A 16686-nucleotide genomic window follows, 5' to 3' on the forward strand; every position below is an offset into this window, starting at 1 on the left:
GTCATTTGACACTGTCAAAATCGGCCCATGCGCGATACCTGCTCCAACCCTCCGTTTTCTCTGGTTTCCAATGCCTTGATCTGGTCCCGTGGGTTTTTGCCACGGACCTGCCTGGGTCCGGCGATTGTGTTTCTGGCGATGTCCAGCACCGCCTTGGCGCAAAGCGATTCAGCCACGCCCGCAGCCACCGACCTCGGGCAGGTCGAGATCCGCAGCAACCGCAACAACGACTCTGAGGTGCGCCGCGAGTCCACGGCCTCCAAGATCGTGATTGGCCGTGAAGAGATCGACAAGCAAGGCGATGCGATGCTGGGCGACGTCCTCAAGCGCTTGCCGGGCGTGACGGTGCAAGGCGCACCCGGCCGTGGCGGGGCCATCCGGATGCGCGGCTTGGGGGGTGGCTACACCCAGATCCTGCTGGACGGCGAGCGTGTCCCGCCAGGTTTTTCCATCGACTCACTCACTCCGGAGCAGGTCGAAAAAATCGAGATCATGCGTGCGCCCACAGCCGAAACCGGGGCGCGGGCCATCGCGGGCACCATCAACATCGTCCTGCGGGAGGGCCAAAAAGCCAATCCCGACGACCTCAAAATCACCCGCAGTCATGAGCACGGCGAGGGCTCGACCATGGTCAATTGGGTGCACAACCTCAAGACCGAGCCGATGACGGGCACCTTCACACTGTCGGGCATGGACACATACCGTCCTGGTGAGTCCATCACCGTGACTGACTCCACACAAAACACAGACAGCGTGCGCGAGAACGTCAGCCTGGGTCAACGCCAGGCAATCCATGCCAATGCCCGCTTGCAATGGAAAGGTGAGCAGGGCACAAGTTTGACGCTCACGCCTTTTTTGATAGCTTCCCGATGGGAAAGCCTGGCGAATACCCGTGTCACCGCGCTGGAGAGCCCTTTCGTTAGCGACAGCGTTCAGTCGCAAACACACAGCCGTTTTTCCATGGGCCGCCTCAATGGCCAGTGGGCCCAGCGTCTCTCGGCCGATGACCGATTGGAGTTGCGCTTTGGTTTGGGTGAGTCCCGCTACGACTACCGCATGGACCAGACGGGCGCGACCGGTGTGCTCGGTGGCAGCGGTCAGCCCTTGTTGCGCAACGGTTTTGAGACACAAAATTTTGTGGACACCAGCGGGAGCCTCAACGGCAAATGGACCCGCGCACTGGACAATGGCCATCAGATCGTCACTGGTTTGGAACTGGAGCAGGTGCGGCGTGATGAAAAAGGCAACGAAGCCAGTCAGGAGGATGGGGGCAACCTCAATGCCAAGACACGCCGCTGGGCCGCTTACACGCAAGACGAATTCAAGATCAACGCCAACTGGTCGGCTTATGCCGGCCTGCGTTATGAAACCCTGCTGACCGAAGGCACGGTCAACGATGTGCTCAAGCGCAATGAAAGCGCGGTCTGGACACCACTGCTGCACGCGGTCTGGAAACCCGATCCGAAAAAACGCGATCAGGTGCGCATGAGCCTGACCCGCAGCTACAAAACCCCCACGCTTTACAACTTGGTGGCGCGTTATGTGCCGTCGCTGGGGGAGAACACCTGGACCCAGCCGGATCGCACAGGCAATCCGGATTTGAAGCCAGAACTGGCAACGGGCATTGATGTGGCCTTTGAGCGCTACCTTCAGCAGGGCGGCGTGCTCAGTGCCAACGTGTTTCATCGCGATATCACCCAACTGATTCGCTACACCACCACGTACAACGCCACAACACAGCGCTATATCTCATCGCCTGCCAATGTGGGCGATGCTTATACCCAGGGTCTGGAGCTGGAGGCCAAGTTCCGACTTGACCAATGGATGGCGGATGCTTTGCCGGTGGACATCCGCAGCAACGCCAGCTTTTTCCGTTCCAAGGTGAAAGACGTGCCCGGTCCCGACAACCGCCTGGACCAGCAACCGAGCATGACGGCGAACCTGGGTGCGGATTACCGTTTGCGCAGTGTCCCGCTGACTTTGGGGGGCAATATCAACTGGAACCCCGACTACAGCACCCAGCGTACCGCACAGCAGTTGTCTTACCTAGGCATCAAGCGTGCGGTGGATGTTTATGGTTTGTGGCGGTTTTCATCTGCCACCGCCCTGCGACTCACGGTGAGCAATTTGCTGCCTCGCGATTACATGACGGCCACCACATTTGCCAATGGCAGTTTCCGAGAGACCGCCCGCACCACCGATCGCAACTGGCGCAACATCCAGCTGCGTCTGGAAATGAAAATCTAAATCTAAATCCAAAACAGGAGACACCCATGCCCATCAAAGACGCCGCCTGGCACGACTGCATGTACAACAACCGGGCGCTGGTGCCCGATTTTGCCGACCACTTTGCGCACTGGAAAAACGCTTCAGTCCAAGCACGTGAGACGCTCAAGCCCCTGCTGGACGTGCCTTATGGCGACGGCCCGAATGAGACGCTGGACATTTTCCCGGCGGCCCGCGCCAACGCACCTGTGGTGGTCTTCATCCACGGCGGGTACTGGCGCAGTCTGGACAAGTCCGACCACTCCTTTGTCGCCCCTGCGCTGCGTGACATGGGGGCCTGCGTGGTGGTGGTCAATTACGCTCTGTGCCCGGGCACGCCCGAGCAACCCGTCACGATTCCCGATATCGCCTTGCAAACGGCCCGTGCCACGGCCTGGGTCTGGCGGCACATTGCCGAGCATGGCGGTGACCGCAGCAACATCACCGCCATCGGACATTCGGCGGGTGGCCACCTGGCCGCCATGTTGCTCGCTTGCGACTGGAAAAAACTGGGGCGCGATTTGCCCGCAGGCTTGGTGCGCAAGAGCATGTCCATCTCGGGCTTGTTTGATCTGGAGCCTGTGCGCAAGACCCCATTTGTGCAAGCGGATCTGCGCATCACACCCGCCCATGTCCGCATGGCCAGCCCGGCCAAATGGCAACGTCCCCGTAAGGGCGTCTTGTTCACTGTGGTCGGGGGCGATGAGAGCCCCGAGTTTTTGCGACACAACCGCTTGATTCACCAAGCCTGGGGCCCCAAGACAGTCCCAGTGTGTGAAGACTTGCCGGGTTTGAACCACTTCAGCGTGGTGACGGATCTCACGCGTGTGGGTTCGCGCCTGAATGCACTGGCCCAAACTTTGATTCATCAGGCATCCGCCTGAGCCGACGGTTTTCATTCGGCCGCAGGGGCGGCCTCCCACAAGGACACATTCGGCGTCTGGCTAACGCTGCCTGCTTCAAGCCGGTAAAAACCGCTCCACCAGCAGCGACCAGAACGCCGAGCCGATGGCCACGTTTTTGTCGTTGAAGTCGTAGCCGGGGTTGTGCACCATGCACGCCCCGTGGCCATCACCTGTGCCGTCGCCGTTGCCGATCAGCAAATAGCTGCCCGGCACCTCTTCGAGCATGAAGGCAAAGTCTTCACTGCCGTTGAGTGCGCGGCCCTGGCGCACCACCTTGTCGGGGCCCACCAGTTCTTCGGCCACCGCGCGTGCAAAGTCGGTCTCTTGCAGGTGGTTGACCAGCACGGGATAGCCGCGCTGGTAGTCGATCTCGGCGGTGACGCCGTAGCTTTGCGCTTGCGCATGGACCAGCTCGGTGATGCGTTTTTCGAGCAGGATGCGCACATCGCGGTCGAGCGAGCGCACGCTGAGGCGCAGCGTGGCGGTTTGCGGGATCACGTTGTTGGCCACTCCGGCGTTGAAGGCACCCACGGTGATGATGGCCATCTGTTGCGGGTCGACATTGCGCGCCACGATGCTTTGCAAGCCCATGACGATGGCCGAGCCGGCCACCACCGGATCGGCGGCCACATGGGGCATGGCGCCGTGCCCGCCCTTGCCGTGCAAGGTGATGGTCACGTTGTCAGAAGACGCCATGGCCGAGCCGTCGCGCAAGACCAGATGGCCTTGTGGCTGCCCTGGCATGTTGTGCATCGCGAAGATGGCGTTGCAGGGGAACTGCTTGAACAGGCCGTCTTCCATCATCTTCTTGGCCCCGCCCAGGCCTTCTTCTGCCGGTTGGAAGATGAGGTTCACAGTGCCTGAAAAATGGCCTTTTTGCGCGATGTGCTTGGCCGCTGCCAGCAGCATGGCGGTGTGCCCGTCGTGGCCGCAGGCATGCATGATACCCACATTGCAGCTGGCATAGGGCAGACCGGTGGCTTCGTCGATGGGCAGCGCGTCCATGTCGGCACGGATGCCGATGCTCTTGCTGCCCGTGCCTTTTTTGATCTGCCCCACCAGGCCCGTGCCGCCGAGGCCGCGTGTGACCTGATAGCCCCAGGCGCTCAGTTGCTCGGCCACCAGGTCGCTGGTCCGGTACTCCTTGTAGCCCATCTCCGGGTGCTTGTGGATGTCGCGGCGCACCGCGATGAACTCATCCGCCTGCGCTTGCAGGGATTGGAGCTTGTCGTGCAAAAAAGCGTCACTGGGTGCATTCATGGGCTGACCTCTTGCGGTGTGAAAGGTTTATTGAGGTTGCAGGTTAATCGATTTGGCAATGGCTCGGAACTGGGCGGTGCCGTCGCTGTAGACCTTGCTCAGCTCGGACAAAGGCAATGGCTTGGCGACCAGCAGGCTGTTCGCGTCCAGACCTGTGCGCACGCCTGCGTCGTTGAGGGTTTCCGTCAGCGCTTTGTGCAGAGACTGAACGACGGCTTCTGGTGTGTCTTTCTTCACGAAATAGCCGGTCCAGATGTTGAAGTCAAAGTTCTTGAGCTGTTTGCTTTCGGTGATGGCTTGGTACTGCTTGACACCCTCCAGCCGTTCTTTGTTCAGCATGGCCAGGATCTTGATCTTGCCGCTGTCAGCGAGTTGCTGATAGCTCTTGCCATAGACCGTGATGAAGATGTCCACCTGGCCACCGATCAGGTCCTGGTTGGCTGGTGCACCGCCTTTGTAGGGCACATGTGTCATGGGGATGCCCGTGACTTTGGACAATTGTTCGCCCAAGAGGTGATAGAACGAACCAGGGCCTACGCTGGCATAGGTCAGTGGTTTGCCTGCGGCGGCTTCCTTACGGGCGTAGGTGAGCAGTTCGTCCACTGTGTTGGCGGGCAGGTTGGGGCGTGCATAAATGGCCATTTGCGCTGCACCGATCATCTGTACCAAGCGGAAGTCTTCGCTCTTGAACTTGACTGCCGCGTTGGCCAGTGGCGACAGGATCAACTCATTGGGTGAGCCCTGGAACAGGTAGTAGCCGTCCGATGGGGCATTGAGCACCTTTTGTGCGGCAATCGCACCGCTCACGCCGCCCAGGTTTTCTACGATCACGGGCTGGTTCAAATGTTTGGCCAACGGAACGTTGACCAAGCGCGCTAGCACGTCCGACACGCCGCCTGCAGGGTAGGGCACCATCAGGCTCACAGGTTTGTTGGGGAAAGTCTGGGCTTGGGCGCCCAGCACAGTCAAGCCAGCCAGTGAAGCCAGCAGCAGGCGGCGAAAAGATGAAGTCTTGTGCATGTTTTGTCTCCGTTGGGTTATGGATATGAAAAATAACGCAGGATGGATACTAGAAACACAGTATTTATTTGTCAAATGACTTATATTTCTGGTTTGCATTCTCAAAATGAATACATGAACCTCAAGCACCTTGCGCATTGGCTGGCCCTGGCCGAGACCGGTTCTTTCAGCCGTGCGGCCGAGAAGCTGCACATCACCCAATCGGCATTGAGTCGCAGCATCCAGGTGCTGGAAGACGACTTGGGTGGTCCCTTGGTCGACAGGGTGGGCAAAAAGAATGAACTGACGCCGTTGGGCCGATCGGTGCTGGAGCGGGCGCGGCGCATCGTGCACGAAGCACATGAGCTCAAACAGGGCGCTGCGCTGTTGCAGCAAGGCGGCATGGGCAGCTTGCGGGTGGGGCTGGGTTCGGGGCCGGGGGCCATGTTGATGACGCCTTGGTTGAAATACATGGCCGAGCACCACCCGAGCGTGCAGGTGGCCGTGTCCCGTGGTTCCACCGAATTGCAGCTCATGCAACTGCGCGAGCGGCAACTGGATGCCTTGGTCGTGGACGTGCGGCGGGTGGCGACCGCACCCGATCTGAACATGGCGCACATCGTTGAACTGCGGGCCGGCTTTGTGTGTCGCCGGGGGCATCCGATCCTGGCTCAATTCCCTGACCAAGTGCCTTTTGACGCCTTGTTGGCGTATCCGATGGCGTCTACCCCTTTGTCGCAAGAGGTGGCCCGCATCATGGTGGACCATTACGGTCCACGCGCCAATCCGGCCCACATGACCACCTTGCAGTGCGAGGAAATTCCCAGCTTGATCGATGTGGTGCAGCAGACCGATGCCATTTATCTGGGGATTTTGGGGGCCGCGCGGCAGGGACTGGCCAGCGGTTCGCTGGTGGAGCTGGCCATGGACCCGCCTTTCCGCGCAGGGGCACTTCTGGCGCTGATCACCTTGGCGGGCCGCACCGAATTGCCCATCATGTCGGTCTTCAGGGAGTTTGTGACCCGTCAGCTCACCGATTGAGAACAACAAGGATTTCACATGCAAGAGTGGTTGCTGCCCATCGCGGTGGTTTTGGGTGGGTATACCGTGCTGGGCCTGACCGGCTTTGGCTCGGCCTTGGTGGTGGTGCCTTTGCTGGCCTGGAACTGGCCCTTGCCCGAGGTGGTGGCCTTGACCCTGCTGATGGATGTGCCCGCATCGGCGTTTCACAGTGGCCTCAACTGGCGACGGGTGCAGTGGCGTGAGCTGCGCCGCTTGTTGCCGGGCATGGTGGTGGGCACGCTGGTCGGCTTGTGGCTCATGCAGCACATGAGTGCCCGGTGGCCCCTGCTGTTGCTGGGCTTGTATGTGGCGGCTGCCGGGTTGAATGCTTTGCGACCCCGCACAATTGCTCAAGCGACGGTGGCCATGGGGTGGGCATACCCGGTGGGCACAGCGATCGGGCTGGTGGAGATGCTGTTTGGCACAGCAGGGCCTTTGGTGGTGGCCTGGCTCAACCGGCGCTTGAGTGACGTGCAGCAGATGCGGGCCAGCACACCCATGATCATCACGGCCGCAGCCGCCACGGTGCTGCTCGGCATGGCTTGGGAGGGGCGTTTGTCGAGTGGGCTGCTCTGGCAACGTTGGACCGTGCTGATGGGGGTGGCCCTGGTCGGTGTGTGGCTGGGTCACCGCGTGGCACACCGGGTGCCCGCAGCACGATTGCGACAAATCATCTGCGGTCTGCTGGTCATCAGCGGCCTGATGCTGGCGCTGGGGGCCTTGCGCTGAATGGGCTAAGCAATTTTGTTACCCCGAAATGATCGGGGGCCATGGCTTCGGCTGGCATGGATACCCGCGTGCGCGGGTATGACAAAGAGGTGTTGTCGTCCCGGACTTGATCGGGGTCCCATGGCTTTGGCTCTCATGGATACCCGTGTGCACGGGTATGACAAAGAGATTTTGTCGCCCCCGACTGGATCGGGGGCCCATGGCTTTGGCTGCGATGGATGCCCGCGCGTACGGACATGACCCAAGTCGACTTACATCAACAGGTGTTCACCCGCGTTGTCACCGCCCAGGATCACGTAGTTCACTTTGCGGATGTCCATCAGCTTGGTGCCACCGGCATAGCTGATCGAGCTTTGCACGTCCTGCTCCATCTCAATGAGCGTGTTGGCCAGCTTGCCCTTGATCGGCTCCAAGATGCGCTTGCCTTCCACGTGCTTGTACTCGCCCTTGTTGAAGTCGCTGGCCGAGCCGTAGTACTCCTTGAACAAGGCACCATCGACCTCGACGGTCTTGCCGGGGGACTCTTCGTGGCCAGCAAACAGCGAACCGATCATGACCATGCTCGCACCGAAGCGGATGCTCTTGGCGATGTCGCCGTGGCTGCGGATGCCGCCGTCGGCGATGATGGGCTTGGTCGCCACGCGGGCGCACCACTTGAGCGCTGACAACTGCCAGCCGCCCGTGCCAAAACCGGTTTTGAGCTTGGTGATGCAGACCTTGCCCGGGCCCACGCCCACTTTGGTCGCGTCCGCGCCCCAGTTTTCCAGGTCGATCACGGCTTCGGGCGTGGCCACGTTGCCGGCGATCACGAAGCTGGTGGGCAGTTTGCCTTTGATGTAGGCGATCATGTCGCGCACGCTGTCGGCGTGGCCGTGGGCGATGTCGATGGTGATGTACTCGGGCACCAGCTTGGCCGCAGCCAATTCGTCCACGGTGGCGCGGTCGGGGGCTTTCACGCCCAGCGAGATCGAGGCGTAAACGCCTTGGGCATGCATGTCCCGCACAAACTGGACGTTGTCCAGGTCAAAGCGGTGCATGACATAAAAGTAGTTGTTTTGCGCCATCCACAGGCAGATGTTTTCATCCACCACCGTCTTCATGTTGGCAGGCACCACCGGCAAGCGGAAGGTACGGCTGCCCAGCGTGACACTCGCGTCGCACTCGGAACGGCTTTCCACGCGGCACTTGCGTGGCAAAAGCAGGATGTTGTCGTAGTCAAAAATTTCCATGAGAAAACCAAGCTCCAAAAAAGGATTCGTTGAAAGAACGAGTGAGCGCTTGGCCTGGCCGGTTTTCTGGCCCTTGGAGGGAACCCGTTGCAGGTTCAGGGCAAAAAAAACCGGGCGCAAGAATCTTGGGCCCGGTGTCTGATTCTACCCGCATTGCCTGACGGCTTGTTTCGGACAAAGCGGCGAGCCACTTAGTTCCTACAATCTCCCCCTATGTTGTCAGACACCGCCTCGAATACTTCTTCCCCCTTGCTGGCCCAGCTCAACGACGAGCAGCACCGTGCGGTGGCTTTACCTGCCGAGCATGCGCTGATCTTGGCGGGTGCAGGTTCGGGCAAAACCCGGGTGCTGACCACGCGCATCGCTTGGTTGCTGCAGACCTCGCAGGTCTCGCCCGGCGGCATTTTGGCGGTGACCTTCACCAACAAAGCGGCCAAGGAGATGAAGCTGCGCCTGCAGGCCATGCTGCCGGTCAATGTGAATGCCATGTGGATCGGCACCTTCCACGGCCTGTGCAACCGGTTTTTGCGGGCGCATCACCAGCTGGCGGGTTTGCCGCAGACCTTTCAAATTTTGGACACGCAAGACCAACTCTCGGCCATCAAGCGCCTGTGCAAGCAGTTCAATGTGGACGAAGACCGCTTTCCCCCGAAGCAGGTTCAGTATTTCATCTCGGGCTGCAAAGAAGATGGTCAGCGCCCGGGTGATGTGCCCGTGCGCGACGACGAAACCCGCCGCAAGGTGGAGCTGTACCAGCTGTACGAAGAGCAGTGCCAGCGCGAAGGCGTGGTGGACTTTGGCGAGCTGATGCTGCGCTCGTATGAATTGCTGCGCGACAACGCGCATGTGCGCGAGCATTACCGCCGCCGTTTTCGGCATGTGCTGGTGGACGAGTTTCAGGACACCAACAAGTTGCAATACGCCTGGCTCAAGCTGCTGGTGGGCTTGCCGGGTGAGGGCAGCGAGGGTGCCATCCTGGCGGTGGGTGACGACGACCAAAGCATTTACGCCTTTCGCGGGGCACGTGTGGGCAATATGGCCGACTTTGTGCGCGAGTTCCAGGTGCAGCACCAGATCAAGCTGGAGCAGAACTACCGCAGTTTCAGCAACATCCTGGACTCGGCCAACCAGCTGATCAGCCACAACAAGACGCGCCTGGGCAAAACCCTGCGCACCGATCAGGGCGCGGGCGAACCGGTGCGGGTGGTCGAATCGCCGTCCGACTTTGCCGAGGCCCAGTGGCTGGTGGAGGAGCTGCGCCAGCTGGTCAAGCAAGACGGTTTTGAGCGCAAGGAAATCGCGCTGCTGTACCGCAGTAACGCGCAAAGCCGGGTGCTGGAGACCGCACTGTTCAACGCCGGGTTTCCGTACCGCGTTTATGGCGGTTTGCGCTTTTTTGAACGCGCCGAGATCAAGCACGCGTTGGCCTATTTGCGCCTGATGGAGAACCCCAACGACGACACCAGCTTTTTGCGGGTGGTCAACTTTCCGCCGCGTGGCATCGGGGCGCGTTCCATCGAGCAACTGCAAGACGCGGCCCGCGCCGCTGGCTGCTCGCTGCACGACGCAGTGAGCGCCACCACCGGCAAGGCCGGGGCCAATCTGGCGGCGTTTGTGGCCATGGTCGATGTGCTGCGCGAGCAGACGGAAGGCCTGACGCTGCGCGAGATCATTGACCTGGTGCTCGACAAGACCGGCCTGGTGAACCACTACCGCACCGAAAAAGAAGGTGCGGACCGTGTCGAGAACTTGGAAGAACTGGTCAACGCCGCCGAGAGCTTTGTCACGCAAGAGGGTTTTGGCCGCAGCGCGGTGGCTTTGCCGCAAGCCTTGTCGCAAAGCCCGGCCAGCCAAGGCTTGAGCGACTCAACAAACGCAGACCTGGGCACGGTTGACGAGTTCAGCGAAGACGGCGTGATCATGAGCCCCTTGGCCGCATTCCTCACCCATGCTTCGCTCGAAGCTGGTGACAACCAGGCGCAAGCGGGCGAAGACGCGGTGCAGCTCATGACGGTGCACGCCAGCAAGGGGCTGGAGTTCGATGCGGTGTTCATCACCGGCCTCGAAGAAGGCCTGTTCCCGCATGAAAACGCCATGAACGATTTTGACGGGCTGGAAGAAGAGCGCCGCCTGATGTATGTGGCCATTACCCGTGCCCGCAAGCGTTTGTATTTGAGCCATTCGCAAACCCGCATGCTGCACGGCCAGACCCGCTACAACCTGAAAAGCCGCTTTCTGGACGAGTTGCCTGAAGAGTGCCTCAAGTGGGTCACGCCCAAAAACGGCGGCTTCTCCAATCTGGGCAACTCAGGAGGCGGGGGTGCCAGCACATCGGGCGGCGGCTGGCCGCAAACCCCGGCCTTCAACCGCCATGCCCGTCCGGCCTGGGGCCAAAGCAGCCTGAGCACCGAAACCTACAAGAGCCCACCTGTGCCAGTCCAAAAAGCCGAACCCGAGCACGGCATCACCGCAGGCAAGAACGTGTTCCACACCAAATTTGGCGAGGGCAAGGTGCTGGCGGTGGAAGGCGTGGGCGCAGACGCCCGCGCCCAGGTCAATTTCCCGCGCCACGGCGTGAAATGGCTGGCGCTGAGCGTGGCCAAACTCACCGTGGTTTAAACCCGATGTCTCTTTTGAAAGACCCCATGAAAATCACCCAAGACACCGTCGTCACCATGCAGTACAAGGTGACCAACGCCCAAGGTCAGTTGCTGGACAAGGCGCAAGAGCCCACCTCGTATTTGCACGGCGGCTACGACAACACCTTCCCCAAAATCGAAGCCGCGCTGGAAGGGCAGGACGTGGGTTTCAGCACCACCTTGAAGCTGGCCCCGGCCGATGCCTTTGGCGAGCGCGACGAGAGCCTGGTGCAGACCATCCCCAAAAGCGAGTTTCCGCCCGGTGTCAAAGTGGGCGGTCAGCTGCGTGGGCGCACGGCCGATGGGCGCGAGCAGGTGTTCAATGTGCTCAAAATCAAGGGCGACAAGGTGATCCTGGACGGCAACCACCCTTGGGCCGGTCAGCACCTGACGCTGAGCCTGAAGGTGCTGGACGTGCGTGCAGCTTCAGCCGAAGAGGTGACGCACCGCCACGCGCACGGTGCGCACGGCCACCACCACTGAGGCGCAGTCAAGGGCCGAGGAAGCCGCGTTGGTCAAACCGGCTCTTCGGGGCTGGCGCTGAAGCAGTCCTGCACGGTGAACAGCATGGACGTGAAGAACATGGCCGCCACCATCAAGGCCATGGGCATGAGGACCGCCATCATCAGCTGGGGATCACCCAGCAAGCTGGCGATCAGCAAGGCCAAAATGCCTGAGCCGGTGAAAATGCCGATCCAGACCAGCAGGTAAACGGCAAATGCCTTCAAGTTGCGCCAGCACGCCACGAAGCTGAAAAACAGGCTTTTGGCCGCTGGCAGACCGTGCCAGTACACCAGCGCGGGGGCGTGCCAAAACATCATGGACACCGGGATGTAGAGCACCATCGACACCCACAAAGCGGCCTGAAATGATGGGCTGTTGACCACTTCGGGCGTCATGGGGCTGCCACCGAAATAGACCTTGGCAAAAGTGCCACCGTCGGCCAGCATCGACACCACCATCACGCCCAGAAACAACACGGCGTACCAGCCGCCCAGCTGGAACATGCTTTTGCGTTGGGGCCCAGCCTTGAGTGCGCTGAACAAGACGCTGGGCATGGGAAATTTGCCTTGCAGTGCGGTTTGCGTCGCGGCCATCATGCCCAGCGTCAGCGCTGGCAGCAGCACCAGCGCCAAGGCACCACCGATGAAAGGCACGATGGACACCAGCGACACGGTGGCCATGAACAGAAAAAACAAGCCGGACATGGCCAGGGGTTGCCGCCAGAACGTGCGCACGCCTTGGGTGGCCCAATGCAGGCCGGTGCGGGCAGGAACAATTTGCAGATTCATGGTGTCAGACGAGGGCAGAGGCCAAAACAGGGTGTTTTACCCGGGCACGCAGCACGCGCTCAAAATGCGTGGGGTCGTGGGGCTTGAGCATGGAGGCTTCCCGGGGCAGATGGTAGTCCCACAGGCGGGAAATCCAGAAACGCAAAGCCCCTGCGCGCAAAAGGGCAGGCAGCAAGTCGCGCTCGGCGGCACTCAAGGGGCGCACCTGGTTGTAGGCCTGCACCATGGCCCGGGCGCGTTCGGCTTGGTGTGCCCCGCTGGGCAAATCGATGCACCAGTCATTCAGGCACACGGCCAGGTCAAACAGCCAGGTGTCCACGCCTGCAAAGTAAAAATCAAAAAAGCCCGTGAGCTGTTCGCCGTCAAACATGACGTTGTCGCGGAACAGATCGGCATGCACCGGGCCACGGGGCAGGCCAGCGTAAGCGGCGCTGGCGGCCACATGGTTTTGGTAGGCCAGTTCGCTGCGCAGCAAGGCGGCCTGAGCTTCGTCCACGTAAGGCAGCACCACGGGCACGGTTTCGTTCCACCAGGGCAGGCCGCGCAGGTTGGGCTGGCTGCGGTTGTAGTCGCTTCCGGCCAGGTGCATGCGCGCCAGCATGTCGCCCACGGCAGCGCAGTGCACGGCCTGGGGCTGCAGCTGGCTTTTGCCTGCCAGTTTGTTGACCACGGCGGCCGGTTTGCCGCTCACCGTGTGCAGCACATCGCCATCGCGGTTGGCGGCCGGGTCAGGCACCGGGATGCCGCGCCCGGCCAGGTGTTTCATCAAAAACAGGTAAAACGGCAGCTGCTCGTGGGTCAGGCGCTCGAACAGGGTGAGCACGTACTCGCCTTGTTCGGTGGTGGCGAAGTAGTTGGTGTTTTCAATGCCGCCCTCGATGCCGCGCAATTCGGTCAAGGCCCCCAGGTTCAGGGCTTGCATCAGGTCGTTGGCCTGGGTTTCGGTGACTTCGGTGAATACCGCCATGGGAAGAGGGTCAAAAGCCAGAAGTGGTGCTGGCGTGGGTGGGAAAACATCGATTGTAGAGGGCGAAAACTCAATAATGACCCGCCAAGGGCTGGGTGCGCAGGGGCAATGCGGCAAAGCGAAGCGCCTCTGAGGCCCTGCGTACCCAGCCCTTTGCGGGTCTGCCTGTTGGTGGGGCGATGGTGTGTGGGGCCTGCGCCGAGGTTGGGGGATCGGGACCCGGGTTTGCGCCGGAGCTCAGAGGCGCTTCGCTTTGCCACATCGCCCCGGCGCAAACCCGGGTCCCGATCTGGTGGGAGACGAAAAAGCATTAACCCGGTACACAATCGGGGGATGAGCGACAACACCCCCGACACCCCCCCCAACACCGGCCAACCGACCCTCTTGCTGGTCGATGGCTCCAGCTATTTGTACCGCGCCTTCCACGCCATGCCCGACCTGCGGGCGGTGCCGGGTGACCCGAGCAGCCCTGCCACCGGGGCCATCCGCGGCATGATCAACATGATGGAGCGGCTGCGCAAGGATGTGCCGGCCACCTACGCGGCCTGCGTGTTCGACGCCAAAGGTCCAACCTTCCGCGACGAGTTGTACCCCGAGTACAAGGCCCACCGCAGCCCCATGCCTGACGACCTGCGCACGCAGATTGAACCCATCCACGAACTGGTGCGCCTGATGGGCTGGACCGTGCTGGACGTGCCCGGCGTGGAGGCCGACGACGTGATCGCCACGCTGGCCCACACCGCCGCCCAGCAGGGCATCGAGGTCACGGTGTCGAGCGGCGACAAGGACCTGAGCCAGCTGGTCAACGCACACATCACCATCATCGACACGATGAACGGCAAGGTGCGCGATGTGGCGGGCGTGACCGAAGAGTTTGGTGTGCCGCCGTCTCTGATGATCGACTACCAGACCCTGGTGGGCGACCCGGTAGACAACGTACCCGGTGTGCACAAGGTCGGCCCCAAGACAGCGGCCAAGTGGCTGCTCGAATACGGCTCGCTCGACAACTTGATGGCGCATGCCCACGAGATCAAGGGCGTGGCGGGCGAAAACCTGCGCCAGGCGGTGGACTGGCTGCCCAAGGGCCGGGCGCTGGTGACCATGAAAACCGACTGCGACCTGAACGGCTGGGTGCCCGGTTTGCCGTCGCTGGCCAGCCTGCACCTGCACGCGCCCGACAAAGACAAGCTGCTGAATTTTTATCAGACATACGGCTTCAAAGGGCTGGTGCAATCGCTGGGTGGGGCCATGCCTGCGCCTGTGGCGAAAAAAGCAGCCCAACCCAAAGACACGGGCATGGGCGATTTGTTCGGCGCGGCTCAAGAAGAACCCGCGGCATTGCCCGAATTGGACACAGCCGCCAGCGCGGTGCAAGGCGAACTCAAATACGACACGGTGCTCGACTGGGCCACGTTCGACCAATGGCTGGCCCGCATCGAACAAGCCCCGCTTACCGCCATCGATACCGAAACCACTTCTTTGGACGCCATGCGTGCCGAGATTGTGGGCATTTCGCTGAGCGTCACGCCCGGCGAGGCGGCCTACATCCCGCTGGCGCACAACGGCCCGGGTGCGCCCGAGCAGCTGCCGCTGGCCGATGTGCTGGCCAAGCTCAAGCCCTGGCTCGAAAACCCGGCCCGTCCCAAGCTGGGTCAGAACATCAAATACGACCGCCATGTGTTTGCCAACCACGGCATCGAGGTGCAGGGCTATGCCCACGACACCATGCTGGAAAGCTATGTGCTCGAAGTGCACAAGCCACACGGCCTTTCAAGCTTGGCCGAGCGTCATGTGGGCCGCCGGGGCGTGACCTACGAAGACCTGTGCGGCAAGGGTGCGCACCAGATTCCGTTTGCACAAGTCGATGTGGACAAAGCGGCGCATTACTCGTGCGAAGACTCGGACCAGTGCCTGGACGTGCACTTGGCGCTGTGGCCGCAGATCGAGGCGCATGCGGGCCTCAAGTTTGTCTACGACTTGGAGATTCAGACCAGCGAAGCGCTCTACCGCATCGAGCGCAACGGCGTGCTGATCGACGCGCCCACGCTGGCCGCGCAAAGCCAGGCGCTGGGCGAGCGCATTGTGGAGCTCGAAACCGAGGCCTACGAGATCGCCGGGCAGCCTTTCAACCTGGCCAGCCCCAAGCAGCTGGGCGAGATCTTTTTTGACAAGCTGGGCTTGCCCGTCATCAAGAAAACCGCCACGGGCGCACGCAGCACCGACGAAGAGGTGCTGGAAAAACTGGCCGAAGACTACCCGCTGCCCGCCCGCATCCTGGAGCACCGCAGCCTGTCCAAACTCAAGGGCACCTACACCGACAAACTGGCGCAACTGGCCTTGCCGCGCACGGGCCGGGTGCACACCAATTACGCGCAGGCGGTGGCCGTGACAGGCCGCCTGTCGAGCAACGAGCCCAATTTGCAAAACATCCCGGTGCGCACCGCCGAGGGCCGCAAGGTGCGCGAGGCCTTTGTGGCCCCCGCAGGCTGCGTGATCGCCAGCGCCGATTACAGCCAGATCGAGCTGCGCATCATGGCGCACCTGAGCGACGACGCGGCCTTGCTCAAGGCCTTCCACGAAGGCCTGGACGTGCACAAGGCCACGGCGGCCGAGGTGTTTGGCGCAACGCCCGACACGGTGAGCAGCGAGCAGCGCCGCTACGCCAAGACCATCAACTTCGGCCTGATCTACGGCATGAGCGCGTTTGGTCTGGCCAAGGCCTTGGGCATCGACAACACGGCGGCCAAGAACTACATCACGCGTTACTTCGAGCGCTTTGCGGGGGTCAAACGTTACATGGACGAGACCCGCGAACAGGCCAAAGCCAAGGGCTATGTAAAGACGGTGTTTGGTCGCCGCCTGATGCTGCCCGAGATCAACAGCCCCAACGGCCCGCGCCGCGCCGGGGCCGAGCGCGCCGCCATCAACGCGCCCATGCAGGGCACGGCCGCCGACCTGATCAAGCTGAGCATGGTTGCGGTGCAAAAAGCGCTGGACGAACAAGGCAAGGCCACCAAGGTCATCATGCAGGTGCACGACGAACTGGTCTTCGAGGTGCCCGAGTCAGAAGTCGAGTGGGTACGCACCGAGGTGCCGCGCATCATGGCGGGCGTGGCGAATTTGAAGGTGCCGCTTTTGGCTGAAGTTGGCTTTGGGCCGAACTGGGAGCAGGCGCACTGACCTGTCCCATTGCGCCACGCCCGGTTTGACTTGGTGTCCAGCTGTGTGAGGTGGCAATCTTTTAGACAGGCTCAGTGGTCAGGCCAGCATGGATGCCCGCGTTCGCGGGCATGACAACAACTTTGGGGTTCACCTTGCTGCGTCACACCCGGCTCGATC

The 16686-nt window shown here is 61.5% G+C and carries 12 protein-coding genes; 7 read left to right on the forward strand and 5 right to left on the reverse strand.

Going from position 1 to position 16686, the window contains the following annotated elements:
• Window positions 1–27 precede the first annotated feature (27 nt).
• Both ACZ5RT_RS06965 and ACZ5RT_RS06970 read left to right on the forward strand, forming a co-directional pair.
• A complete protein-coding gene (locus ACZ5RT_RS06965; RefSeq protein WP_464453990.1) occupies window positions 28–2247 on the forward strand; it encodes a TonB-dependent receptor plug domain-containing protein in 2220 nt (739 codons plus the stop codon).
• A 26-nt stretch (window positions 2248–2273) separates the two neighbouring features.
• On the forward strand, window positions 2274–3149 hold the full coding sequence (locus ACZ5RT_RS06970; RefSeq protein WP_464453991.1) for an alpha/beta hydrolase: 876 nt from the start codon (window positions 2274–2276) through the stop codon (window positions 3147–3149).
• Window positions 3150–3224: 75 nt separating this feature from the next.
• Here the strand turns inward: ACZ5RT_RS06970 and ACZ5RT_RS06975 are convergent, their stop codons facing one another.
• Window positions 3225–4430, reverse strand: coding sequence for a M20 aminoacylase family protein (locus tag ACZ5RT_RS06975; RefSeq protein ID WP_464453992.1), 1206 nt, complete (start codon window positions 4428–4430; stop codon window positions 3225–3227).
• Window positions 4431–4457: 27 nt separating this feature from the next.
• Entirely contained in the window at window positions 4458–5450 is a 993-nt protein-coding gene (locus ACZ5RT_RS06980) for a Bug family tripartite tricarboxylate transporter substrate binding protein (protein ID WP_464453993.1), read from the reverse strand.
• 114 nt (window positions 5451–5564) lie between these two features.
• Here ACZ5RT_RS06980 and ACZ5RT_RS06985 point away from each other — a divergent pair, with 114 nt between their 5' ends.
• Window positions 5565–6470, forward strand: coding sequence for a LysR family transcriptional regulator (locus ACZ5RT_RS06985; RefSeq protein WP_416560566.1), 906 nt, complete (start codon window positions 5565–5567; stop codon window positions 6468–6470).
• A gap of 18 nt (window positions 6471–6488) precedes the next feature.
• A complete protein-coding gene (locus tag ACZ5RT_RS06990; protein WP_464453994.1) occupies window positions 6489–7220 on the forward strand; it encodes a sulfite exporter TauE/SafE family protein in 732 nt (243 codons plus the stop codon).
• Between the two features lie 251 nt (window positions 7221–7471).
• Here ACZ5RT_RS06990 and ACZ5RT_RS06995 read toward each other — a convergent pair whose 3' ends face one another.
• A complete protein-coding gene (locus tag ACZ5RT_RS06995) occupies window positions 7472–8449 on the reverse strand; it encodes a GMP reductase (RefSeq protein WP_108428291.1) in 978 nt (325 codons plus the stop codon).
• Between the two features lie 213 nt (window positions 8450–8662).
• Between ACZ5RT_RS06995 and ACZ5RT_RS07000 the strand changes: the two genes are divergently transcribed.
• Both ACZ5RT_RS07000 and ACZ5RT_RS07005 read left to right on the forward strand, forming a co-directional pair.
• Window positions 8663–11068 (forward strand): UvrD-helicase domain-containing protein, encoded by a 2406-nt coding sequence (locus ACZ5RT_RS07000; RefSeq protein ID WP_464453995.1) that lies wholly within the window; start codon window positions 8663–8665, stop codon window positions 11066–11068.
• A 26-nt stretch (window positions 11069–11094) separates the two neighbouring features.
• A complete protein-coding gene (locus ACZ5RT_RS07005) occupies window positions 11095–11571 on the forward strand; it encodes an FKBP-type peptidyl-prolyl cis-trans isomerase (RefSeq protein WP_108428289.1) in 477 nt (158 codons plus the stop codon).
• Between the two features lie 32 nt (window positions 11572–11603).
• On the opposite strand, the gene ACZ5RT_RS07010 is transcribed toward ACZ5RT_RS07005, so the two are convergent.
• Together ACZ5RT_RS07010 and ACZ5RT_RS07015 are read right to left on the reverse strand one after the other, a co-directional pair.
• A complete protein-coding gene (locus tag ACZ5RT_RS07010; RefSeq protein ID WP_464453996.1) occupies window positions 11604–12380 on the reverse strand; it encodes a BPSS1780 family membrane protein in 777 nt (258 codons plus the stop codon).
• Between the two features lie 4 nt (window positions 12381–12384).
• A complete protein-coding gene (locus ACZ5RT_RS07015) occupies window positions 12385–13347 on the reverse strand; it encodes a homoserine kinase (protein ID WP_291929767.1) in 963 nt (320 codons plus the stop codon).
• A gap of 333 nt (window positions 13348–13680) precedes the next feature.
• On the opposite strand from ACZ5RT_RS07015, the gene polA reads away from it, so the two are divergent.
• Window positions 13681–16527, forward strand: a complete 2847-nt coding sequence (polA, locus tag ACZ5RT_RS07020; protein ID WP_464453997.1) for a DNA polymerase I — start codon at window positions 13681–13683, stop codon at window positions 16525–16527.
• The last annotated feature ends 159 nt before the right edge of the window (window positions 16528–16686 follow it).

The sequence above is a fragment of the Limnohabitans sp. TEGF003 genome (genome assembly GCF_055395455.1).

Excerpts from the sequence above, each read along its gene's own strand:
- ACZ5RT_RS06965 (WP_464453990.1), top strand. The coding sequence starts at position 28 with ATGCGCGATACCTGCTCCAACCCTCCGTTTTCTCTGGTTTCCAATGCC.
- ACZ5RT_RS06970 (WP_464453991.1), top strand. The coding sequence starts at position 2,274 with ATGCCCATCAAAGACGCCGCCTGGCACGACTGCATGTACAACAACCGG.
- ACZ5RT_RS06975 (WP_464453992.1), bottom strand. The coding sequence starts at position 4,430 with ATGAATGCACCCAGTGACGCTTTTTTGCACGACAAGCTCCAATCCCTG.
- ACZ5RT_RS06980 (WP_464453993.1), bottom strand. The coding sequence starts at position 5,450 with ATGCACAAGACTTCATCTTTTCGCCGCCTGCTGCTGGCTTCACTGGCT.
- ACZ5RT_RS06985 (WP_416560566.1), top strand. The coding sequence starts at position 5,565 with ATGAACCTCAAGCACCTTGCGCATTGGCTGGCCCTGGCCGAGACCGGT.
- ACZ5RT_RS06990 (WP_464453994.1), top strand. The coding sequence starts at position 6,489 with ATGCAAGAGTGGTTGCTGCCCATCGCGGTGGTTTTGGGTGGGTATACC.
- ACZ5RT_RS06995 (WP_108428291.1), bottom strand. The coding sequence starts at position 8,449 with ATGGAAATTTTTGACTACGACAACATCCTGCTTTTGCCACGCAAGTGC.
- ACZ5RT_RS07000 (WP_464453995.1), top strand. The coding sequence starts at position 8,663 with ATGTTGTCAGACACCGCCTCGAATACTTCTTCCCCCTTGCTGGCCCAG.
- ACZ5RT_RS07005 (WP_108428289.1), top strand. The coding sequence starts at position 11,095 with ATGAAAATCACCCAAGACACCGTCGTCACCATGCAGTACAAGGTGACC.
- ACZ5RT_RS07010 (WP_464453996.1), bottom strand. The coding sequence starts at position 12,380 with ATGAATCTGCAAATTGTTCCTGCCCGCACCGGCCTGCATTGGGCCACC.
- ACZ5RT_RS07015 (WP_291929767.1), bottom strand. The coding sequence starts at position 13,347 with ATGGCGGTATTCACCGAAGTCACCGAAACCCAGGCCAACGACCTGATG.
- polA (WP_464453997.1), top strand. The coding sequence starts at position 13,681 with ATGAGCGACAACACCCCCGACACCCCCCCCAACACCGGCCAACCGACC.